The organism is Streptococcus sp. GMD1S (genome assembly GCF_000296875.1).
In the GTDB taxonomy this organism is placed as follows: domain Bacteria; phylum Bacillota; class Bacilli; order Lactobacillales; family Streptococcaceae; genus Streptococcus.
In genome coordinates, this window is sequence record NZ_AJQY01000016.1 from 1 (window position 1) to 18351 (window position 18351).

Annotated in this window: 15 protein-coding genes; 3 read left to right on the forward strand and 12 right to left on the reverse strand. The window is 44.0% G+C overall.

Annotation, left to right across the window (positions count from 1 at the left end):
- Positions 1-122: 122 nt before the first annotated feature.
- The 6 genes from GMD1S_RS03585 to GMD1S_RS03615 form a co-directional block, all read right to left on the reverse strand.
- A complete protein-coding gene (locus GMD1S_RS03585) occupies positions 123-557 on the reverse strand; it encodes a cytidine deaminase family protein (RefSeq protein WP_000382004.1) in 435 nt (144 codons plus the stop codon).
- A gap of 12 nt (positions 558-569) precedes the next feature.
- Positions 570-2030 (reverse strand): glutamate--tRNA ligase, encoded by a 1461-nt coding sequence (gene gltX, locus GMD1S_RS03590; protein WP_000031046.1) that lies wholly within the window; start codon positions 2028-2030, stop codon positions 570-572.
- A 127-nt stretch (positions 2031-2157) separates the two neighbouring features.
- The gene (locus GMD1S_RS03595; protein WP_000018241.1) at positions 2158-3507 is read right to left on the reverse strand and encodes a glucose-6-phosphate isomerase; all 1350 of its coding nucleotides are present in this window, start codon (positions 3505-3507) and stop codon (positions 2158-2160) included.
- 168 nt (positions 3508-3675) lie between these two features.
- On the reverse strand, positions 3676-4365 hold the full coding sequence (locus GMD1S_RS03605) for a gamma-glutamyl-gamma-aminobutyrate hydrolase family protein (RefSeq protein ID WP_000124763.1): 690 nt from the start codon (positions 4363-4365) through the stop codon (positions 3676-3678).
- 138 nt (positions 4366-4503) lie between these two features.
- Complete coding sequence (locus GMD1S_RS03610; protein WP_000859993.1) at positions 4504-6270, reverse strand: ABC transporter ATP-binding protein; 1767 nt, start codon at positions 6268-6270, stop codon at positions 4504-4506.
- A gap of 1 nt (position 6271) precedes the next feature.
- On the reverse strand, positions 6272-7978 hold the full coding sequence (locus GMD1S_RS03615) for an ABC transporter ATP-binding protein (protein WP_000905730.1): 1707 nt from the start codon (positions 7976-7978) through the stop codon (positions 6272-6274).
- Between the two features lie 206 nt (positions 7979-8184).
- Here GMD1S_RS03615 and GMD1S_RS03620 point away from each other — a divergent pair, with 206 nt between their 5' ends.
- A complete protein-coding gene (locus GMD1S_RS03620; RefSeq protein ID WP_000745029.1) occupies positions 8185-9201 on the forward strand; it encodes an NAD(P)H-dependent glycerol-3-phosphate dehydrogenase in 1017 nt (338 codons plus the stop codon).
- A gap of 21 nt (positions 9202-9222) precedes the next feature.
- Positions 9223-10122, forward strand: coding sequence for a UTP--glucose-1-phosphate uridylyltransferase GalU (gene galU, locus GMD1S_RS03625; RefSeq protein WP_000811022.1), 900 nt, complete (start codon positions 9223-9225; stop codon positions 10120-10122).
- A 118-nt stretch (positions 10123-10240) separates the two neighbouring features.
- On the opposite strand, the gene GMD1S_RS03630 is transcribed toward galU, so the two are convergent.
- From GMD1S_RS03630 to pbp1b, 6 genes are all read right to left on the reverse strand, one after another.
- Positions 10241-10921, reverse strand: a complete 681-nt coding sequence (locus GMD1S_RS03630) for a rhomboid family intramembrane serine protease (RefSeq protein ID WP_000658477.1) — start codon at positions 10919-10921, stop codon at positions 10241-10243.
- Positions 10905-11444, reverse strand: coding sequence for a 5-formyltetrahydrofolate cyclo-ligase (locus GMD1S_RS03635; RefSeq protein WP_000642760.1), 540 nt, complete (start codon positions 11442-11444; stop codon positions 10905-10907). The genes GMD1S_RS03630 and GMD1S_RS03635 overlap by 17 nt, the downstream gene beginning before the upstream one ends.
- Before the next feature lie 11 nt (positions 11445-11455).
- Positions 11456-12586 carry an N-acetyldiaminopimelate deacetylase gene (locus GMD1S_RS03640; RefSeq protein WP_000885096.1) on the reverse strand — a complete coding sequence of 377 codons (1131 nt, stop codon included), beginning with the start codon at positions 12584-12586 and terminating at the stop codon, positions 11456-11458.
- 61 nt (positions 12587-12647) lie between these two features.
- The gene (dapD, locus tag GMD1S_RS03645; protein WP_000127448.1) at positions 12648-13346 is read right to left on the reverse strand and encodes a 2,3,4,5-tetrahydropyridine-2,6-dicarboxylate N-acetyltransferase; all 699 of its coding nucleotides are present in this window, start codon (positions 13344-13346) and stop codon (positions 12648-12650) included.
- Between the two features lie 84 nt (positions 13347-13430).
- The gene (locus tag GMD1S_RS03650) at positions 13431-14342 is read right to left on the reverse strand and encodes a DMT family transporter (protein ID WP_008278185.1); all 912 of its coding nucleotides are present in this window, start codon (positions 14340-14342) and stop codon (positions 13431-13433) included.
- A 77-nt stretch (positions 14343-14419) separates the two neighbouring features.
- Positions 14420-16927 (reverse strand): penicillin-binding protein PBP1B, encoded by a 2508-nt coding sequence (gene pbp1b / locus GMD1S_RS03655; RefSeq protein ID WP_000664443.1) that lies wholly within the window; start codon positions 16925-16927, stop codon positions 14420-14422.
- Between the two features lie 140 nt (positions 16928-17067).
- Between pbp1b and tyrS the strand changes: the two genes are divergently transcribed.
- Positions 17068-18324, forward strand: a complete 1257-nt coding sequence (gene tyrS / locus GMD1S_RS03660) for a tyrosine--tRNA ligase (protein ID WP_000546903.1) — start codon at positions 17068-17070, stop codon at positions 18322-18324.
- Positions 18325-18351: the final 27 nt, after the last annotated feature.

Consider the following 18351-nt stretch of genomic DNA (forward strand, 5'->3'; position numbering starts at 1 on the left):
ACGGACCTGAGCTTTTCAACTCTTTCTATTATACCTACTTTTTTACCTTTGTCAAGAACTTTTTTTCCTCTTTATCAAAATTCTGAAAAGATAAGGGAAAGAGCCAGTTAAACTGACTCCTTCTATTTATCTTGCCAATTAGTCGCGCGTTCCTCTCCCCACCAGTAAGGGATCAATTCAGCAACCTTAATTGTTTTTCTTGTTTCGTAGTCCATCATGAACTCTGCTTCTTTATTTTCAGCATTCAATTCTAAGAGAAATTCTCTGCAAGCGCCACAGGGCATGCCTGATCCTTCGCCGTAGGGAGGTTTATCTCGAAAGGCGAGGATTTTCTTAACTTTAGTTTGTCCTGAAAATTGATACATATTGAAGAGAGCTGCTCGTTCTGCACAGAGATGAAAAACGCCACAAGTGCCCTCCATACAAAATCCTGTGAAGATCTGACCATCTTCTGCTTCTACCGCAGCAACAACATGGTTAGCATAAACAAAGTCAGAAACTTCATGGGGATTGAATAAGGTTCGTGCTTCTTCATACATTTTTTCCCATGTATCCATCGGAAGTCCTTTTTATTTAGAAATCTCTTTGAGCATATTATCAATATGCTGGATAGATTTCTCACGACCTAATAGGTAAATCGTATCTGGAAGTTCTGGTCCATGCATTTCACCTGATACTGCAATACGAATCGGCATGAAGAGGTTTTTCCCTTTAATACCTGTTTCTTTTTGAACTGCTTTGATTTGTGGGAAGATGTTTTCTGTTACAAATTCTTCATCTGTCATTGCTTCTAGCTTCGCTTTGAAGGCTTCTAGAACAACAGGAACGGTTTCTCCTGCCATGACCTCGCGCTCAGCGTCTGTCAACTCTGGGAAATCTGAGAAGAAAAGATCTGTCAGTGGAACAATCTCGTCTACTGATTTCATCTGTGGCTTGTAGAGTTCTACCATTTTCTCTGATTTGTCAGTCAAACGCCCTGCTTCTTCTAGGAAAGGTTTTGCCATTTCAAAGATAGTAGCAAGTTCTGCTCTCTTGATGTAGTCATTGCTCATCCAGTCCAGTTTCTTCTGATCAAAGGCAGCTGGAGACTTGCTGAGGCGGTTTTCGTCAAAGAGTTTAATCAATTCCTCACGAGAGAAAATTTCATCTTCGCCACCTGGATTCCAACCAAGAAGGGCGATAAAGTTAAAGACAGCTTCTGGAAGATAGCCTTTCTTACGATAGTCCTCAATAAATTGAAGGGTGTTGGTGTCACGTTTAGACAATTTTTTCCCTGTTTCAGAGTTGATAATCAAAGTCATGTGACCGAACTCTGGAACTTCCCAACCAAGAGCCTCATAAACCATAAGCTGTTTGGGTGTGTTGGCAATGTGGTCATCTCCACGGATAACATGAGAGATTTGCATATCGTGATCATCAATAACAACGGCAAAGTTGTAAGTCGGGTATCCGTCTTTCTTTTGAATCACCCAGTCACCACCGATATTGCCACCTTCAAACTCGATATCACCTTTGACCATATCATGCCACTTGTAGATACCAGACTCATTGACAGCCAAACGAACAGTTGGGATGATACCAACTGCTTCACGTTCTGCGATGTAAGCTGCTTTTTCTTCTTCGCTCATGCCAAGATATTCATTGATGTAACGTGGTGTTTCGCCAGCTGCTTCTTGGCGTTCGCGTTCAGCTGCCAACTCTTCTTCTGTAACGTATGATTTGTAGGCTTTTCCTTCAGCTAGCAATTGGTCGATGTATTTTTGATAGAGTTCCAAACGCTCTGATTGACGGTAGTTTTCATGAGTTTCTGGGCTCTCATCCCAGTCAATCCCCAACCATCGAAGATTTTCAAGCTGTGAGCGTTCTCCATCCTCAACATGGCGTTTACGGTCAGTATCTTCGATACGAATGATAAAAGTTCCACCATGATGACGTGCGTAAAGGTAGTTAAACAATGCTGTACGGGCATTTCCGATGTGTAGTAGTCCTGTTGGACTTGGTGCGTAGCGTACGCGGATATCTTTTGACATAGTTTCTCCTATAAAGTCTCTAGGCGTCTGCCTTTTTGCTTTCTATATTATATCACAAGTCTCGCCTGAGTCCAATGTCTACGAATAAAGAGAGTAAAAAGAGTGGGCAAGCCACTCTTTTCTTCTATTATAGACGTGCGTTAAGCTCTTTGCTCAATTCTTCAAATCCTGGTTTTCCAAGAAGGGCAAACATGTTGCGTTTGTAAGCTTCAACACCTGGTTGGTCAAATGGGTTAATGGCATTCAAGTAACCTGAAAGGGCAATTGCCAATTCGAAGAAGTAGATAGTGTAACCAAGAGTGAAGGCATCTTGCTCAGGAAGAGTTACGTACATGTTTGGCACATCACCGTCAGTGTGGGCAAGAAGAACACCGTCAGTTGCTTTTTTGTTTACAAAGTCAACGTCTTTTCCTTGAAGGTAACCAAGTCCATCAAGGTCTTCTTCCAAAGTAGGAATGATCACGTTCTTACGTGGTTTGTCAACACGGACAACTGTTTCAAACATGATACGAGTTCCCTCTTGGATAAATTGACCCAATGAGTGCAAGTCAGTTGAGAAGTTAGCTGAAGTTGGGTAAATACCTTTTTGGTCTTTCCCTTCTGACTCACCAGCCAATTGTTTCCACCATTCTGAAAAGTACTGAAGTGATGGCTCATAGTTTACCAAGATTTCAGTAGCGTAGCCTTTACGGTAAAGGATGTTACGAACTGCTGCGTATTGGTAAGCTTCATTTTCAGCAATCTTGTCTGAAGTGTAGTCTTTACGAGCTGCGTTTGCACCTTCCATAAGAGCTTTGATGTCTGCACCTGATGCTGCGATTGGAAGCAAACCAACTGCTGTCAATACTGAGAAACGTCCACCGATGTCATCTGGAACCACAAATGTTTCCCAACCGTTGGCATCTGCTTCAACCTTAACAGCACCTTTTTGGCGGTCAGTTGTAGCGTAGATACGTTTGTTAGCTTCTTCTTGACCGTATTTCTTAACCAAGAGTTCTTTGAAGACACGGAAAGCAATCGCTGGTTCTGTTGTTGTACCTGATTTAGAAATCACATTTACTGAGAAGTCTTTGTCAGCTACGTACTCTACCAAGTCAGCAAGGTAAGTAGATGAGATTGAGTTTCCAGCGTAAAGGATTTGTGGAGCTTTGCGTTCTTCTTTTGTTTGCAAGTTAGCAAAGTGGTGGTTCAAGAAGTCGATGGCGGCTTTGGCACCAAGGTAAGATCCACCGATACCGATTACAACCAAGACATCGCTGTCTGCTTTGATTTGTTCAGCAGCTTTCAAGATGCGGTCAAATTCTTCGCGGTCGTAGTTTTCAGGAAGGTCCAACCAACCTAAAAAGTCGCTACCAGCACCAGTTCCTTTGCGGATCAATTCGTCTGCTGCAGTTACCTGTGCTTGCATGTATTCCACTTCATGTGGGGCAACAAATTTGTCTAAAACTTTTGAATAATCAAATTTAATATGTGACATGATAATCCTCCAAAATTTCTTCTTTTCTATCATAACGCTTACCTTCGATTTTTTCAAGCTTTTTTATTGAATTTGCCCAATTTTTATCAGAATTCAAACGTTTGCGTAAATTTGCTAAAATATAAAAAATCTGAAAGGGCGAATAAAAACGGCTAGAGATTCTAACCGTTACAATTCATTTAATAAATACTCAAATAGTTCTAAATTGCCGTCTTCTTCATTGACCAGAAATTCTGGATGCCACTGCAAGCCGATGATACGATGCTCGTCGATAGACTCAATCGCTTCGATGGTCTGGTCTCTTGGATCAATAGCAGTTACACGGAAATTAGGTGCCAGATCTTTGATACTTTGACGATGGACTGAGTTAACCTGACTTTCTTTGCCAAACAACTTAGCCACCACACTCCCTTCTACTGTCTCAATAGTATGAGAGGTCCCAAAAGGCAAGCCTTGCCAGTGACCTTCAATTTCTTGGTAGAGAGTGCCACCAAAAGCAACATTGACCAGCTGAACTCCGCGACAGATTGCCATAATTGGTTTATTCTGACGGAGCGCTTCTTTCAAGAGAGCTAGTTCAAACTCATCGCGTACAAGGTTGTAATCATCGCTCTCAATGGTCTTTTTCTCTCCATAAAACTGAGGATGGACGTTTTGCCCACCTGTCAAGATGAGTTTGTCAATCATTTCTACATAATCGCGAACAATGGACTCATCCCCTACAGGAATTACTAAAGGAAGACCTCCGACTTGACGAATGCTCTCTGCAAATTTACAGGATACAGATGAGTGGATGTTTTTCCCTTCTGCATCTACAGGACATAGATTTGCAGCAACTCCTACAACCGTTCTAGCCATGATGTGTCTCCTTTCGATTTTCTTGCGACAGTCTTATCTTATCACTCCAACCCTTTCCTGTCTAATATGTTTTTTAAAAGACCGTGATAAGTATTTTTTATGGATAAGAAAAAGCTGCCCAAAAGGACAACTTTTTTCTTATTCAAATACAAATTGATTGTGATAGAGTTCTGAGTAGAAACCGCCGAGTTTGAGCAACTCGTGATGATTCCCACGTTCAATGACCTCTCCATCTTTGAGGACAATAATCTGATCGGCATTGAGGATGGTCTTGAGACGATGGGCAATGACAAAACTGGTTCGTCCTGCTACAACTGCCTCCATGGCATGTTGAATCTTGCTTTCTGTTACGGTATCGACATTGGAAGTCGCTTCATCTAAGATTAGGACTTGAGGATCTGTCATCAAGGTCCGAGCGATGGAAATCAATTGTTTCTGCCCAGTCGAGAAGATATTCTGCTCATCATCAATAAGGGTATCATACTTATCAGGCAGGCTTTCAATGTAGTCATGAATATGAGTTGCCTTGGCAGCTGCTTCGACCATTTCCTGACTGGCATCTGGTACACCGAAGCGGATATTGTCTCGGATTGTCCCACTAAACAAGACCGAATCCTGCAAGACAATCCCGACCTTGCTCCGCAGGCTATCCAAGTCATAGTCACGGATGTCTTTTCCATCAAAGGAAATGCTACCTGCATCCACATCGTAGAAACGATTGATGAGGTTCATGATGGTTGTTTTTCCCGAACCAGTCGGACCGACAACTGCTATCATCTGCCCCTTAGGAGCTGAAATGCTGACATCTTTTAAAATCGGCTTGTCTGGCACATAAGAGAAATCAATGTGACTGATTTCAACGCCTTCTCGCAATTCCGTAAAGGCAGGCGCATTTTGCGGACGAATCTCTTCTTCTGCATCGAACATTTCTTGGATACGATCCGCCCCAGTAAAGGCCAACTGGAGGCTCCCCCAACTCGCAGCCACCTGGATAATCGGCTGGTAGTACTGCTGAGAAAATTGGGTAAACATGACGATCAAACCTAGGGCTGTCGTTGTTTCGATACTTGGATCGTTCAGCAAGACCGCAGAACCTGCAAAAATAACGATGGCCGTATTGACCAAGCTCATCCCATTCATAACAGGAAAGAGGATGCCTGAGAACATTCTCCCTTTAAAGGTTGCCTTGCGCACGCGCTCATTTTGCTCCACAAAGCCTGCTACGATGTCGTCTTGAATTCCTTGTACGATAACAGCTTTCTGTCCAGAAATACTCTCATCCATGTAGGCGTTGAGTTTCCCAACCTCTTTTTGCTGGAGATTGGTGTACTTGCGGGCCATCTTCACGATGAAAACCAACATGAGAAAGGCCACTGGGGTGCTGGCTACTGTTATCAGGGCTAGCGTCACATTTCTTGAAAACATGACAAAAATCAAACCGATGTAAAGAGCAATATTGCTCATGACCTGAACTAGGCTTTCATTGAAGGCTTGAAGGATGTTATCCAAGTCACTCGTGAAGCGAGAAAGGATGTCGCCATCCTGATGGCGGTCAAAGAAAGAAACCGTCAAACGAGAGAGTTTGCCAAAGAGGCCCTTACGCATCTCATTTGTTGACTCAGCAATCACACGGGTCATCAAGGTCATGTAAATCAAACTGGATACCACTAGGGCGAGAACAACCAGAGCTAGATTCAGCATCAGAGCTGACAAACTCTGCCAGGCTAGTTCGGAAGTTCCATTTTGATAAGCCAGAACTAGGTTAGCGAGCTCCGTCACTGCTTGACCTGAAAAAACTGGAAAGAGGGCTTGGGCAATCGTCGCAACTGCAACCATCAGAACCACAATGACAAAGGAGAACTTGTAAACTTTAAAATAATTCCAGAAAAATCGAACGGTTTTCATTTTATTCCTCCTTTCCCTTTTGTGTTTCGTAGATTTCGCGGTAGACGGCATTGTTAGCTACCAAGTCTGCATGCCGTCCTTCTCCAATCAAGCGTCCTTGGTCCAAGACCAAAATCTTGTCTGCATGGACGACTGAACTAATCTTTTGAGCGATGATAATGGTTGTCGTCCCTTTCAGGTCTTTATTCAAAGCTTCCTGTACGAGTCTCTCTGACTTAGCATCCAAGGCTGAAGTCGAATCGTCAAAAATCAGGATACGGGGATTGCTGACAATCCCACGGGCAATGGACATCCGTTGTTTTTGTCCACCAGAAAAATTGGTGCCTCGCTCTTCGACCTGACTCTCAAATTTGTTTTCCATGCGTCCGATAAATTCGCTGGCTTGGGCAATTCGTGCTGCACGTTCCATTTCTGACACGCTGGCATTGCCTTTCCCTTGACGAAGATTATCTGCAATGGTCCCACTAAAGAGAATAGCACGTTGCAAGACAATGGAAACTGTTTTACGTAAGGTTCCCTCGCTGACGTCTCGAATATCCTTGCCACCAATCTTAATAGATCCCTCCTGTGGATCAAACAGTCGTGGAATTAACTGAGCTAGAGTGGACTTCCCTGCTCCAGTCGCTCCAACCACACCGACCATCTGACCAGGCGCAACATCAAAGGTTACATTCTTCAGCATAGGTTCGTCATCATTGGGATAGGTGAAGGTCACATTTTCAAAAGAGAGACTTCCTTCTAACTCTTCATCTGGGAGATCTTTAAAGGTCATCGCTGGCTCGGTATCTAGAATCTCACGGATACGACGCAAAGAAATCATGGCACGGCTGACAGAATTTCCTAAAAATCCAACCATGATAATAGTAAAGATAATCTGGCTGAGATAGTTGATAAAGGAAGCAATCGAGCCCACTACAGACGGATCTGACTGAGCCATGCCTGCTACCAACCAGATAGAGAGAAAGACCGCTCCATAGCCGACTAGCATCATAACGGGTTCTATAACTGAGAAGGCATAACCGATATAAAGATTTTGGCCGAGAAGTTCATCAGAAACCTCGGTAAATTTGTCAAATTGTGCTTTTTCTTGTACAAAGGATTTGACTACGCGCACACCACGTAGATTTTCCTTAGCGATAGCATTGATCCGTTCAAGAAGGGTTTGAAATTTGGCAAATCGTGGCCCCATCATCCCCATCATGATGGCAGTTAGTGCAAAGATTAGGAGCACCATGAGGACAATCACCCACCAAAGCGACGGAAGAGTGTGAACCGCCAAGATAAAGGAACCGATAAAGAGAAGAGGGAGACGGAAAAGAATTTGAAAAGCCATCATCACCACGTTCTGAATTTGGTTGATATCATTGGTCATACGGACGACAAGGTTACCCGCATTGAATTGCTCGATATTGGCATAAGAAAAAGTCTGGATCTTGCGAAAAGCGTCTTCACGAAGGTCCGAAGACACTCCTTGAGCAATGTAGGCTGCAAGCGTTACATTGACCCCACCTGCAACCAGACCGACTAGGGCTACTCCTATCAACCAAGCGCCAATACTATAAATAGCCTCATTTTGTCCGGCCAACAAAGCCTCTAACACCTCTTGCAAATAGCGCGGTTGCAAGAGCGAACTCGCAACCATCAAGCCTGTCATCATTAAGGATGCCAAGGCTTGCCATTTATAGGTTTTTATTTTTTTAATGAGCATATTTCCTCCTAATAAAATAGATAAAGGGAGCGACATCCTGCGTCAGCTCCTTCTCATTCGTTCATATTGATGCTATTCTAGCAAAAAAGAGACATCTTGTCAAAGAAGTCTCCTTATTATAAATTAGTGCGCTTTCATCTACAGGTGATGCATGAAAAGGCTTTTTATGGTAAAATGAAAGGAAGAACTCTTACAAGGAGGAAAAGATGAAGAAACAAACCATCGCTGTCTTGGGTCCTGGTTCTTGGGGAACTGCCCTTTCGCAGGTCCTAAACGACAATGGACACGAGGTTCGAATTTGGGGAAATATTTCTGACCAAATTGATGAAATCAATAACCAACATACAAACAAACGCTACTTCAAAGATATCCTACTCGACGAAAAAATCAAAGCCTATCATGACTTGGAAGAAACACTCAAGGATGTGGATGCTGTTTTATTTGTAGTCCCAACAAAAGTAACGAGACTGGTTGCCCAACAAGTAGCAAAGGTGCTCAATCACAAGGTTGTCATCATGCATGCCTCCAAAGGATTGGAACCAGATAGCCACAAACGTCTATCAACTATTCTTGAAGAGGAAATTCCAGCTGACCTTCGTAGTGAAGTCGTTGTTGTTTCAGGACCTAGCCATGCTGAGGAAACGATTGTACGCGATATTACTTTGATTACCGCAGCCTCCAAAGATCTTGAAACTGCCCAGTACGTCCAAAATCTCTTTAGCAATCACTACTTCCGTCTCTATACTAATACGGATGTTATCGGAGTTGAAACCGCTGGTGCTCTCAAAAACATCATCGCAGTTGGCGCTGGAGCACTACATGGTCTAGGATTTGGCGACAATGCCAAGGCGGCTATCATTGCCCGTGGCTTGGCTGAAATCACCCGTCTAGGGGTCGCTCTTGGAGCCAATCCTCTGACTTATAGCGGGCTTTCTGGAGTTGGGGATTTGATCGTAACGGGGACATCTGTCCACTCTCGTAACTGGAGGGCCGGTGATGCTCTCGGTCGTGGAGAATCCCTCGCAGACATCGAAGCAAACATGGGCATGGTCATCGAAGGCATTTCAACAACTCGAGCAGCTTACGAGCTGGCTCAGGAATTGGGTGTCTACATGCCAATCACACAGGCTATTTACCGAGTCATCTACGAAGGTGTCAACATCAAAGAAGCAATCACTGACATCATGAGCAATGAATTTAAAGCAGAAAACGAATGGTCGTAGACCCTTATAGAAAGGAACATCATGAAACAAAAAGTCAGAAAAGCAGTCATCCCTGCAGCTGGATTGGGAACTCGCTTCCTCCCAGCAACTAAGGCCTTGGCCAAGGAAATGTTGCCAATCGTAGACAAGCCAACTATCCAGTTTATCGTTGAAGAAGCCCTCAAATCTGGAATCGAAGACATCTTGGTTGTTACTGGTAAGTCAAAACGTTCCATCGAGGACCACTTCGATTCAAACTTCGAATTGGAATATAACCTTAAAGAAAAAGGGAAAACCGATCTTTTGAAGCTGGTTGATGAGACAACCGGCATGCGCCTGCATTTTATCCGCCAAACACATCCACGTGGTCTCGGCGATGCTGTTTTGCAAGCCAAAGCTTTCGTTGGAAATGAACCTTTTGTCGTTATGCTTGGTGATGATTTGATGGATATCACGGACGAAAAGGCTGTTCCACTTACCAAACAACTCATGGATGACTACGAGCGTACCCACGCGTCTACTATCGCTGTTATGCCAGTCCCTCACGACGAAGTCTCTGCTTACGGGGTTATTGCTCCACAAGGCGAAGGAAAAGACGGCCTTTATAGCGTTGAAACCTTCGTTGAAAAACCTGCACCAGAGGATGCTCCTAGCGACCTTGCTATCATCGGACGCTACCTCCTCACTCCTGAAATTTTCCAAATCCTCGAAAACCAAGCTCCAGGTGCAGGAAATGAAATTCAGCTGACAGATGCAATCGATACCCTCAATAAAACACAACGTGTATTTGCTCGTGAGTTCAAAGGGGCTCGTTACGATGTCGGAGATAAGTTTGGCTTTATGAAAACCTCCATCGACTACGCTCTCAAACACCCCCAAGTTAAAGATGACTTGAAAGACTACCTCATCCAACTCGGAAAAGAGTTAGCTGAGGGAGAATAGAAGAAAAACAAAGCTCTTAAATAAGGGCTTTGTTTTTTGTTGACGATTGCAACAAAAAAGCCATCTTTGCAGATGACTTATTAGCAACCGAATCGGTGCTCGCATTTAACTATCCCCCCTACACATAGGTCATTCCCTTATAGCAAAGGAAAATGGCTAGTGCGATAAAAAGTACAGTTGCTCCGATTCGCTGGCTGGTACTGTACATCCTTCTCTCCCATTTGACTGGAAAGATGACTGCTAGAAAGGCACCGCCTACTGCACCTCCGATATGGCCTGCTAGGCTGATTCCTGGAATCAGAACACTTCCAATGATATTTATCACGAAAAGTGTCAGATAGGATTGCCCCAACTGCTGAATATAGGGGTTGCGAGTTGCGTAACGCAGGACGATAATCGCAGCAAATAACCCGTAGAGAGAAGTGGATGCTCCAGCTGCGACAACTTTCGGTGTAAATGCAAACACAAAGAGATTGCCCATCATTCCTGATAAGAGATAGAGAAGGAAGAACTGCTTGGAGCCGAAAATCTCCTCAACCTGTCGTCCAAGAAAGTAGAGCGAAATCATATTGACAATGAAATGCTCCCATCCAATATGCACAAATATAGCCGAAAAAAGGCGCCAAATCTGCTCAGGGAACAGGCGAATGATCGGTCCATACATGGCTCCAAACTGAAGCAAGGTATCTGCTCGTTCAAAATTTAAACCTGTAAGAACCAACATCAAGAGAAAGACCAATGCGGTTACTAGGAGGAAGAAACTAGTCACAGGATAACGTTTATCAAAGATTTCCTTCATAGATTAGCACCTCCTGGACGGGAATATCATGGTCTTCCAAGTTAAACTCCTGAATTTGACAAGGATAAACCGTACTCAAAGTATGACCAGTAAAATGTTCTAGATAGCGGTCGTAGTATCCTCCACCATATCCGATTCGATAGCCTTCTGTCGTAAAAGCTAGCCCTGGAACATGAATCAAATCAATCTGAGACAGTTCCACCACTTCCAAGTCTCCTTGCGGTTCCAGTAAACCAAAGGAAGTTTTTACCAACTGCTGCGGATGATAGACCACAAACTCCATGCGCCCCTTGGGATAGGTTTTGGGTATCAAAACCTTCTTGCCGTCCTTCAGCGCCTGCTCAATCAGTTCTTGCGTTTGAAATTCATGAGGGAAAGAGAGATAGGTTGCGATGTTCTTAGCTTCTTGGTAAAAGGGATGATGTAAGAAACGCTCGGTTAAAGCTCGATCCATAGCCCGTTTTTGCTCCTGAGATAAAGCCTTCATTTCTTGCAAAATTTTCTTGCGTAGTTCTGCTTTCATAGACAATTCCTCTACTCTGCTGCCTTCTTTTTTAAGAAACTAGAGACTGCATCTACCCCAATGGCTATGGCTTCTTCCTTAGGACTCATCTGAGGGTGATGAAGAGCGTAGGGACTATCGATACCTAGCCAGAACATAACGCCATCTACCTTCGAAAGGAGATAACCAAAGTCCTCGCCTGTCATAGCAGGCTCGATATCAATCAACTCGATTCCATCTTTCTCTTCAAAAAAGTCCATCAGTTCACGCGCCAAGGCTGGATTGTTCTCAACAGGTAGGTAGCCTCCTTGCTTGAGTTCTACTTCGACTTCCATATCAAAGGCTGCTGCAACCCCTTCTGCGACTGTCTTGACTCTTTTTTGTACCAAGAGGCTCATTTCCTGAGTCAAGGCGCGAATGGTTCCATGCAAAAAGGCTGTGTCTGTAATGACATTATTGGTTGTTCCAGCTTGGAAAAGGCCAAAGGTCACCACCGCTCCCTCGATGGGATTGACATTGCGGCTGACAACTGACTGTACTTGGGTTACAAAGTAACTAGCAGCCACCAAGGCGTCATTGGCTTCATGCGGAAAGGCTGCATGTCCCCCTTTTCCTTTGAAACGAATCTTCACCTCACAAGTCCCTGCAAAGAGCGTATGGGTATTGGTCGCAATCTGTCCAACCTTTAGATCCGGACGAACATGGAGTCCATAAAACTGGTCTGGTAGCCAGTCTCCAAAAGCACCGTCCTCATACATGAGCATGCCACCAGCTTCATTTTCTTCAGCAGGCTGAAATAGAAAGAGCAAATTATTCTTGGGTTGTTCCTCCAGGGCGCGTTCGAGACAGCCTAAGGCAATAGTCATATGAAAATCATGGCCACAAGCATGCATGCGACCTTGGTGCTGAGAGGCGAAAGGCAGTCCTGTTTGTTCGACGATAGGCAGGCCATCAATATCTGTTCGCCAGCCAATAGTCTTCTTTGGCTGGCTTCCCTGCAAATAGACCAAAACCCCTGTTCGCCAAATACGAATTTGAACAAAATCCTTGCCCGTAGTCAATTTCTCAATCACATCCAGCAAATAAGCCTGAGTCTTGAACTCTTCCAAGCCAATCTCTGGAATCTGGTGTAAATCTCGTCTAGTCTGAATCAAATCTAACATCTATCGATCCTCCTTTTGATAGAAGAAAGAGGCTGGAAGAAGTATCCGCCTCTTTTTATTTTTACAAGGTACGAAGCGCATCCTCTAGCGCTGTTTTTTGTTGGGTTTGGGCATCAATTTCTTTGATGATACGAGCTGGAACACCTGCCACTACCACGTTTTCTGGAACATCTTGGGTAACAATAGCTCCTGCTGCAACAACTGAACCACTGCCGATTTGGACCCCTTCGATCACCACTGCATTGGCACCGATAAGAACATTATCTCCGACACGGACTGGTTCAGCGCTAGCTGGCTCAATCACACCCGCCAAAACTGCACCTGCACCAACGTGACTGTTTTTCCCAACGATAGCACGACCTCCAAGGATGGCACCCATGTCAATCATGGTTCCAGCACCGATTTCAGCACCGATATTGACAACAGCTCCCATCATGATAACAGCATTGTCACCAATTTCAACCTGGTCACGGATAATAGCACCTGGCTCGATACGAGCATTGATCGCACGTTTGTCTAGCAAAGGAACTGCAGAATTACGAGCATCTTGCTCGACAACATAATCTTGATTTTCTACCAAACCTTCAAGAAGCGGAGCAACATCCTTCCAGTCTCCGAATAAAACATTTCCTAGTTTGACAACAGAGCTAGGTACAGCAGTTGCAAGTTCTCCTTCAAAGGTTACTTTGACACTGGTTTTCTTTTCAGCATTGGCGATAAATTGGATAATTTCTTGAGCGTTCATTTTTGTAGCAGTCATAGGTGCCTCCTGGTTCGTTATAATGATACCTATTCTACCAAAAAAGGCTTCAAATTTGAAGCCTCAACTATCAAATAATCATCTTTACTGGGCTTGTTTTGCTTCCTCTACAGATAAAAAAATCATCGGAACGATAATCAACACCATAGCTAAGGCCAAAAAACCATCCATGACCATTCCCAGAAAAAGAACACTTAATAAAGCTGAAGAGAGCGGTTCGCTAGCACTCACCACTGATACAACCAGCGGGGAAACGAGTGACACAGCCTTCATAGATAGGAAGAAGGCAAAAGCTGTACCAAACACGGCAATCGTCAGACAAATCAGCACACTTACCAGATCCACTTGAAAACTTATCCGATAAATAGGGTAGAGGAAATTACTAAAGAGACCTGCCAGAATCATCCCCCAACCAACAGTCGGAACAAATCCGTAGCGCCGTGCAAAGCGTTGGGGAAGGATAACATTAAACATGACCCCTACTGCACTGAGCAAACCTGTCACTAGAGCCAAAGGTGTCATGGATAACTGGGACAAATCCCCTTTTGTAGCCATCAAAAAAACACCTAGCATGGCAATCAAAACATAGAACACAGCTGTAATAGAAGCCTTCTTCTGGTAAATGATTCGATTGTAAAACAGGATAAAAACAGGGCTGATAAATTGCAAAATGGTCGCCGTCGTCGCATTGGAATACTCAACGCAGAGATAGAAGAAAAACTGCACAGAAAAAATACCTAGAATAGCATAGGCTAAAAAAGGTAGATAATTTTTCTTATCACGCCAGATGTCCAACAAGCGGCTACGCAACTGAAAGGCAGATAGACCTAAAACCAAACCCCCCGCCACTAGTAAACGCATAGAAGTAATCCATCCAGAAGACACTGGATAATGAGTGAAAAAATACTCTCCTAAAATCCCACAAATCCCCCAGATTAGGCCTGAGAGTAGCGAATATACTGTTCCCTTAACAATCTTTTTCTGATAATGATTCATATTATTATTGTAACACGAAACCAACAAAGAAAAAAGTAGCAACAAGGAGAAATTACTAACCTTGCTACTACTCTTTCCTAACGATTAAATAGACGTGAACGTCCTGAAGAACCACTTTGAGTATTGCCACTCGAACTTGAACTTCCAGAGCTACTGCTTGAACTTGAGCTTGGAGGAGTCACTGCTGGAATGCTTCCTAGAATATTCTTCCATGCGTTCAGATAATCTGCATCGCTTCCTCCAATAGCAAAGCGATAGGTGGTCACTGGCGCGCCTTCTTTAGTCGCCCAGTAGCTCGTTACTGTTGATCCAGAAACTTCTATTTCTTTTCCATTGATGGAAACCTTGCCTGGTTTTTGTCCTGTAGATCGGAGAACTTGCGACTTGGTCACACTTGGATCCAGATTAAAGCGTTCATTCCCCCATATTCCAGGTTCAGCTTGCTGAATGGCATTGACCAAGTGGGCCATATAGTTGGCATTGCGGTAGTGACCTGCTCCTTTGGCTAGTGGTCGGTTGTCGTCGTGACCTAACCAGCCACCCAAAGTCAAGCGAGGTGTAGAAAGCATGAGCCACATATTTTCATCTTCATTGGTCGTACCAGTTTTTCCGATCCAGTCAGCACGAGCGAGGGATGGATTGATAGTCGTCAAGTCCGTCTGGAAACTCGAGGTAATCCGAGACGAGATAACATCCCGAAGGAGACTTTGCATAATGGTTGCTGTCGCTTTTGAATAAACTTGGACAGGCTCATCCTTGTGCTCGTATACCAATCGGCCATCCGTTGACTCGATCTTCGCGATCATATGTTTCTTATGGTAAACTCCATTGTTGGCCAGAGTTTGATACCCGTTGGTATGCTGGGCAACTGTAACGTCAATCCCCCCACCCATCGGTAAACTTTCAATACCATATTCTGGGATTTCGTAACCCATTTTTTCCATATAGCCTTTGACATCAACACCCTTCTCTCGAAGCGTACGATACGTCCAGTAGGCTGGGATATTCCATGAGTAGTTAAGGGCTTCTCCCAATGTCATCATGCCCGTACCAGGACTATTGACATACATGATGGGATTCCCATTTGAGAAGTTGGTAGGATAGTTTGACAAGATACTTGCACTTCCCATCAAACCTTGGTCAATAGCGATACCATAGGCCAATATAGGTTTTGTGGTTGAAGCTGGAGAACGCTTGGTATCAATAGCGTGATTGTTCTGATTTTCTTGATAATTACGACCACCAACAAATCCAAGGATAGCTCCCGTTTGGTTGTCCATGAGGACATTCCCCACCTCAGGCTGGCCTGTCGAATCATCTAGCAAATAGCCGTAGGTCGCAACCGCATTTTGCATCGCAGCATGAACATTTTTATTGATAGTTGTCGTAATCTTATATCCACCATTTTCAATTTCCTTAGCGGCTAGATCACGATAGGATTTCTGAATGGACTCATTCTTTAATTCTTGCGCAGAAACATTATCTCGTTGGACGAGGTAGTCGTACATGCGATCAGTAGCTTCTGCCAAGGTTGCATAGTAGAGATAGTCACGCGAAGTACCGCTAACACTACCTGATGGTAGGAAATCTTTCTTAAAGTCATAATCTTTGTACTTATCGTAGTCTTCCTGACTTAGAGCCCCTGTCCGGTACATATTGTAGAGGACATCCTTGGCACGCTTAATTCCCAAAGCCATGTCCTCATCACTCTTCATGCTACCATCAGATTCATAAGGAGAATAACTGATTGGACTCTGTGGCAACCCTGCGATAAAGGCAGCTTGAGGGATCGTTAAATCCGAAGCATTGACCCCAAAGATTCCTTCTGCAGCCTGCTGGGCACCTGCAATATTTTGACCTTTATGATTGCGACCAAAAGGAGCTATGTTAAGGTAGGTTGTCAAAATCTCATCCTTACCCATAGCCCGTTCTAAAGCTAGAGCATCAATAATCTCTTTAGCCTTACGAGCTAGAGTTGGAGCATCCCCCACCGCTTGCTGCTTGATGACCTGCTGGGTCAAGGTCGAACCACCACTAGACGAGCCTAGACCGACAAAGGTTCCCAAGGTCGCACGAATAACGGCCTTAGGCACAACTCCCTTGTGCTCATTGAAATGCTCGTCCTCTGTCGCAACAATGGCTTTCTTAAGGTTGTCTGAGATAGCATCTGAAGCGACTGAAGTGCGCAATAAATCGCCCTCGATCGAGGCAATGGTACTGCCGTCAGAATAAGTGATTTCTGAGATGGAGGCAATATCCTTCACTTGCTTGACCAACTCTTCTGCTTGAGGGACCTGGGCCTTGTCAAATAGAGCGACTCCATAACCCATAGCTACACCAGCGCCAAACAGTCCACCGATAAAGCCTAGGATAAAGAGAGTGTTAAAAACTATTTTAAACCCACTCAAAACTTTAGCAAAAATAGACCCAGCCTTTCTAACTTTGTCAGAAGAGGCCCCCTTTTTACCGGTTTTCTTATTAGCCAGTTTTTCTGCTAGTCTTTTCTTCCATTTTACAATTCGTTGCATTAGCTGCTGGAAAAAATGCAGCATTTTTGTTTTTAATTCATTAATTCTTTCTTTCATGAATGTCCTCGCTTTCTCTATTATACCATAAAAGGGAAACTTTCAATAAAATAGCCACTTTCTTCCCTATTCCACTAGGCTATTAATCAAGTTTGTGATACAATAGGTAGAAACAATATTTTATAAAGGAGAAAAGACACATGCACATTTTTGATGAGCTAAAAGAGCGTGGTTTGATTTTTCAAACGACTGATGAAGAAGCTTTGCGTAAAGCCCTAGAAGAAGGTCAAGTCTCTTATTATACTGGCTACGATCCAACTGCTGACAGCCTTCACCTAGGTCACCTTGTCGCAATCTTGACAAGTCGTCGTTTGCAACTAGCAGGTCACAAACCTTATGCGCTCGTTGGCGGTGCTACAGGTCTCATCGGAGATCCGTCCTTCAAAGATGCTGAGCGTAGTCTCCAAACAAAAGACACAGTAGAGGGCTGGGTCAAGTCTATCCAAGGACAACTTTCTCGTTTTCTTGACTTTGAAAATGGGGAAAATAAAGCTGTCATGGTCAACAACTACGACTGGTTTGGCAGCATCAGCTTCATTGACTTCCTCCGTGACGTCGGAAAATACTTCACTGTCAACTACATGATGAGTAAGGAGTCTGTGAAGAAACGGATCGAGACAGGGATTTCTTACACTGAGTTTGCTTACCAAATCATGCAAGGTTACGACTTCTTTGTCCTTAACCAAGAGCACAACGTAACCCTACAAATCGGTGGTTCTGACCAGTGGGGAAATATGACAGCTGGTACCGAATTGCTTCGTCGTAAGGCTGACAAGACTGGTCACGTGATCACTGTTCCACTCATCACAGACGCAACTGGTAAGAAATTTGGTAAATCAGAAGGAAACGCAGTTTGGCTTAACCCTGAAAAGACTTCTCCATACGAAATGTACCAATTCTGGATGAATGTCATGGATGCCGACGCTGTTCGTTTCTTAAAAATCTTTACCTTCTTGTCACTGGACGAGATTGAAGACATCCGCAAAGAGTTTGAAGCGGCTCCACACGAACGCTTGGCACAAAAAGTCCTCGCTCGTGAAGTCGTGACTCTTGTTCACGGAGAAGAAGCTTACAAAGAAGCCCTTAACATCACTGAGCAACTCTTTGCCGGAAACATCAAAAACCTTTCTGTCAAAGAACTCAAACAAGGACTTCGTGGAGTGCCAAACTACCAAGTAAAAGCAGACGAAAACCACAATATCGTGGAACTCCTCGTGTCATCTGGTGTGGTGAATTCAAAACGCCAAGCCCGTGAAGACGTCCAAAACGGAGCTATCTACGTCAACGGCGACCGTATCCAAGACCTTGACTATGTCTTGAGTGACGCAGATAAGTTAGAAAACGAACTCACTGTTATCCGCCGCGGGAAGAAGAAATACTTTGTGTTGACTTACTAAATTGTTAAACATTTACCTATAAACAAA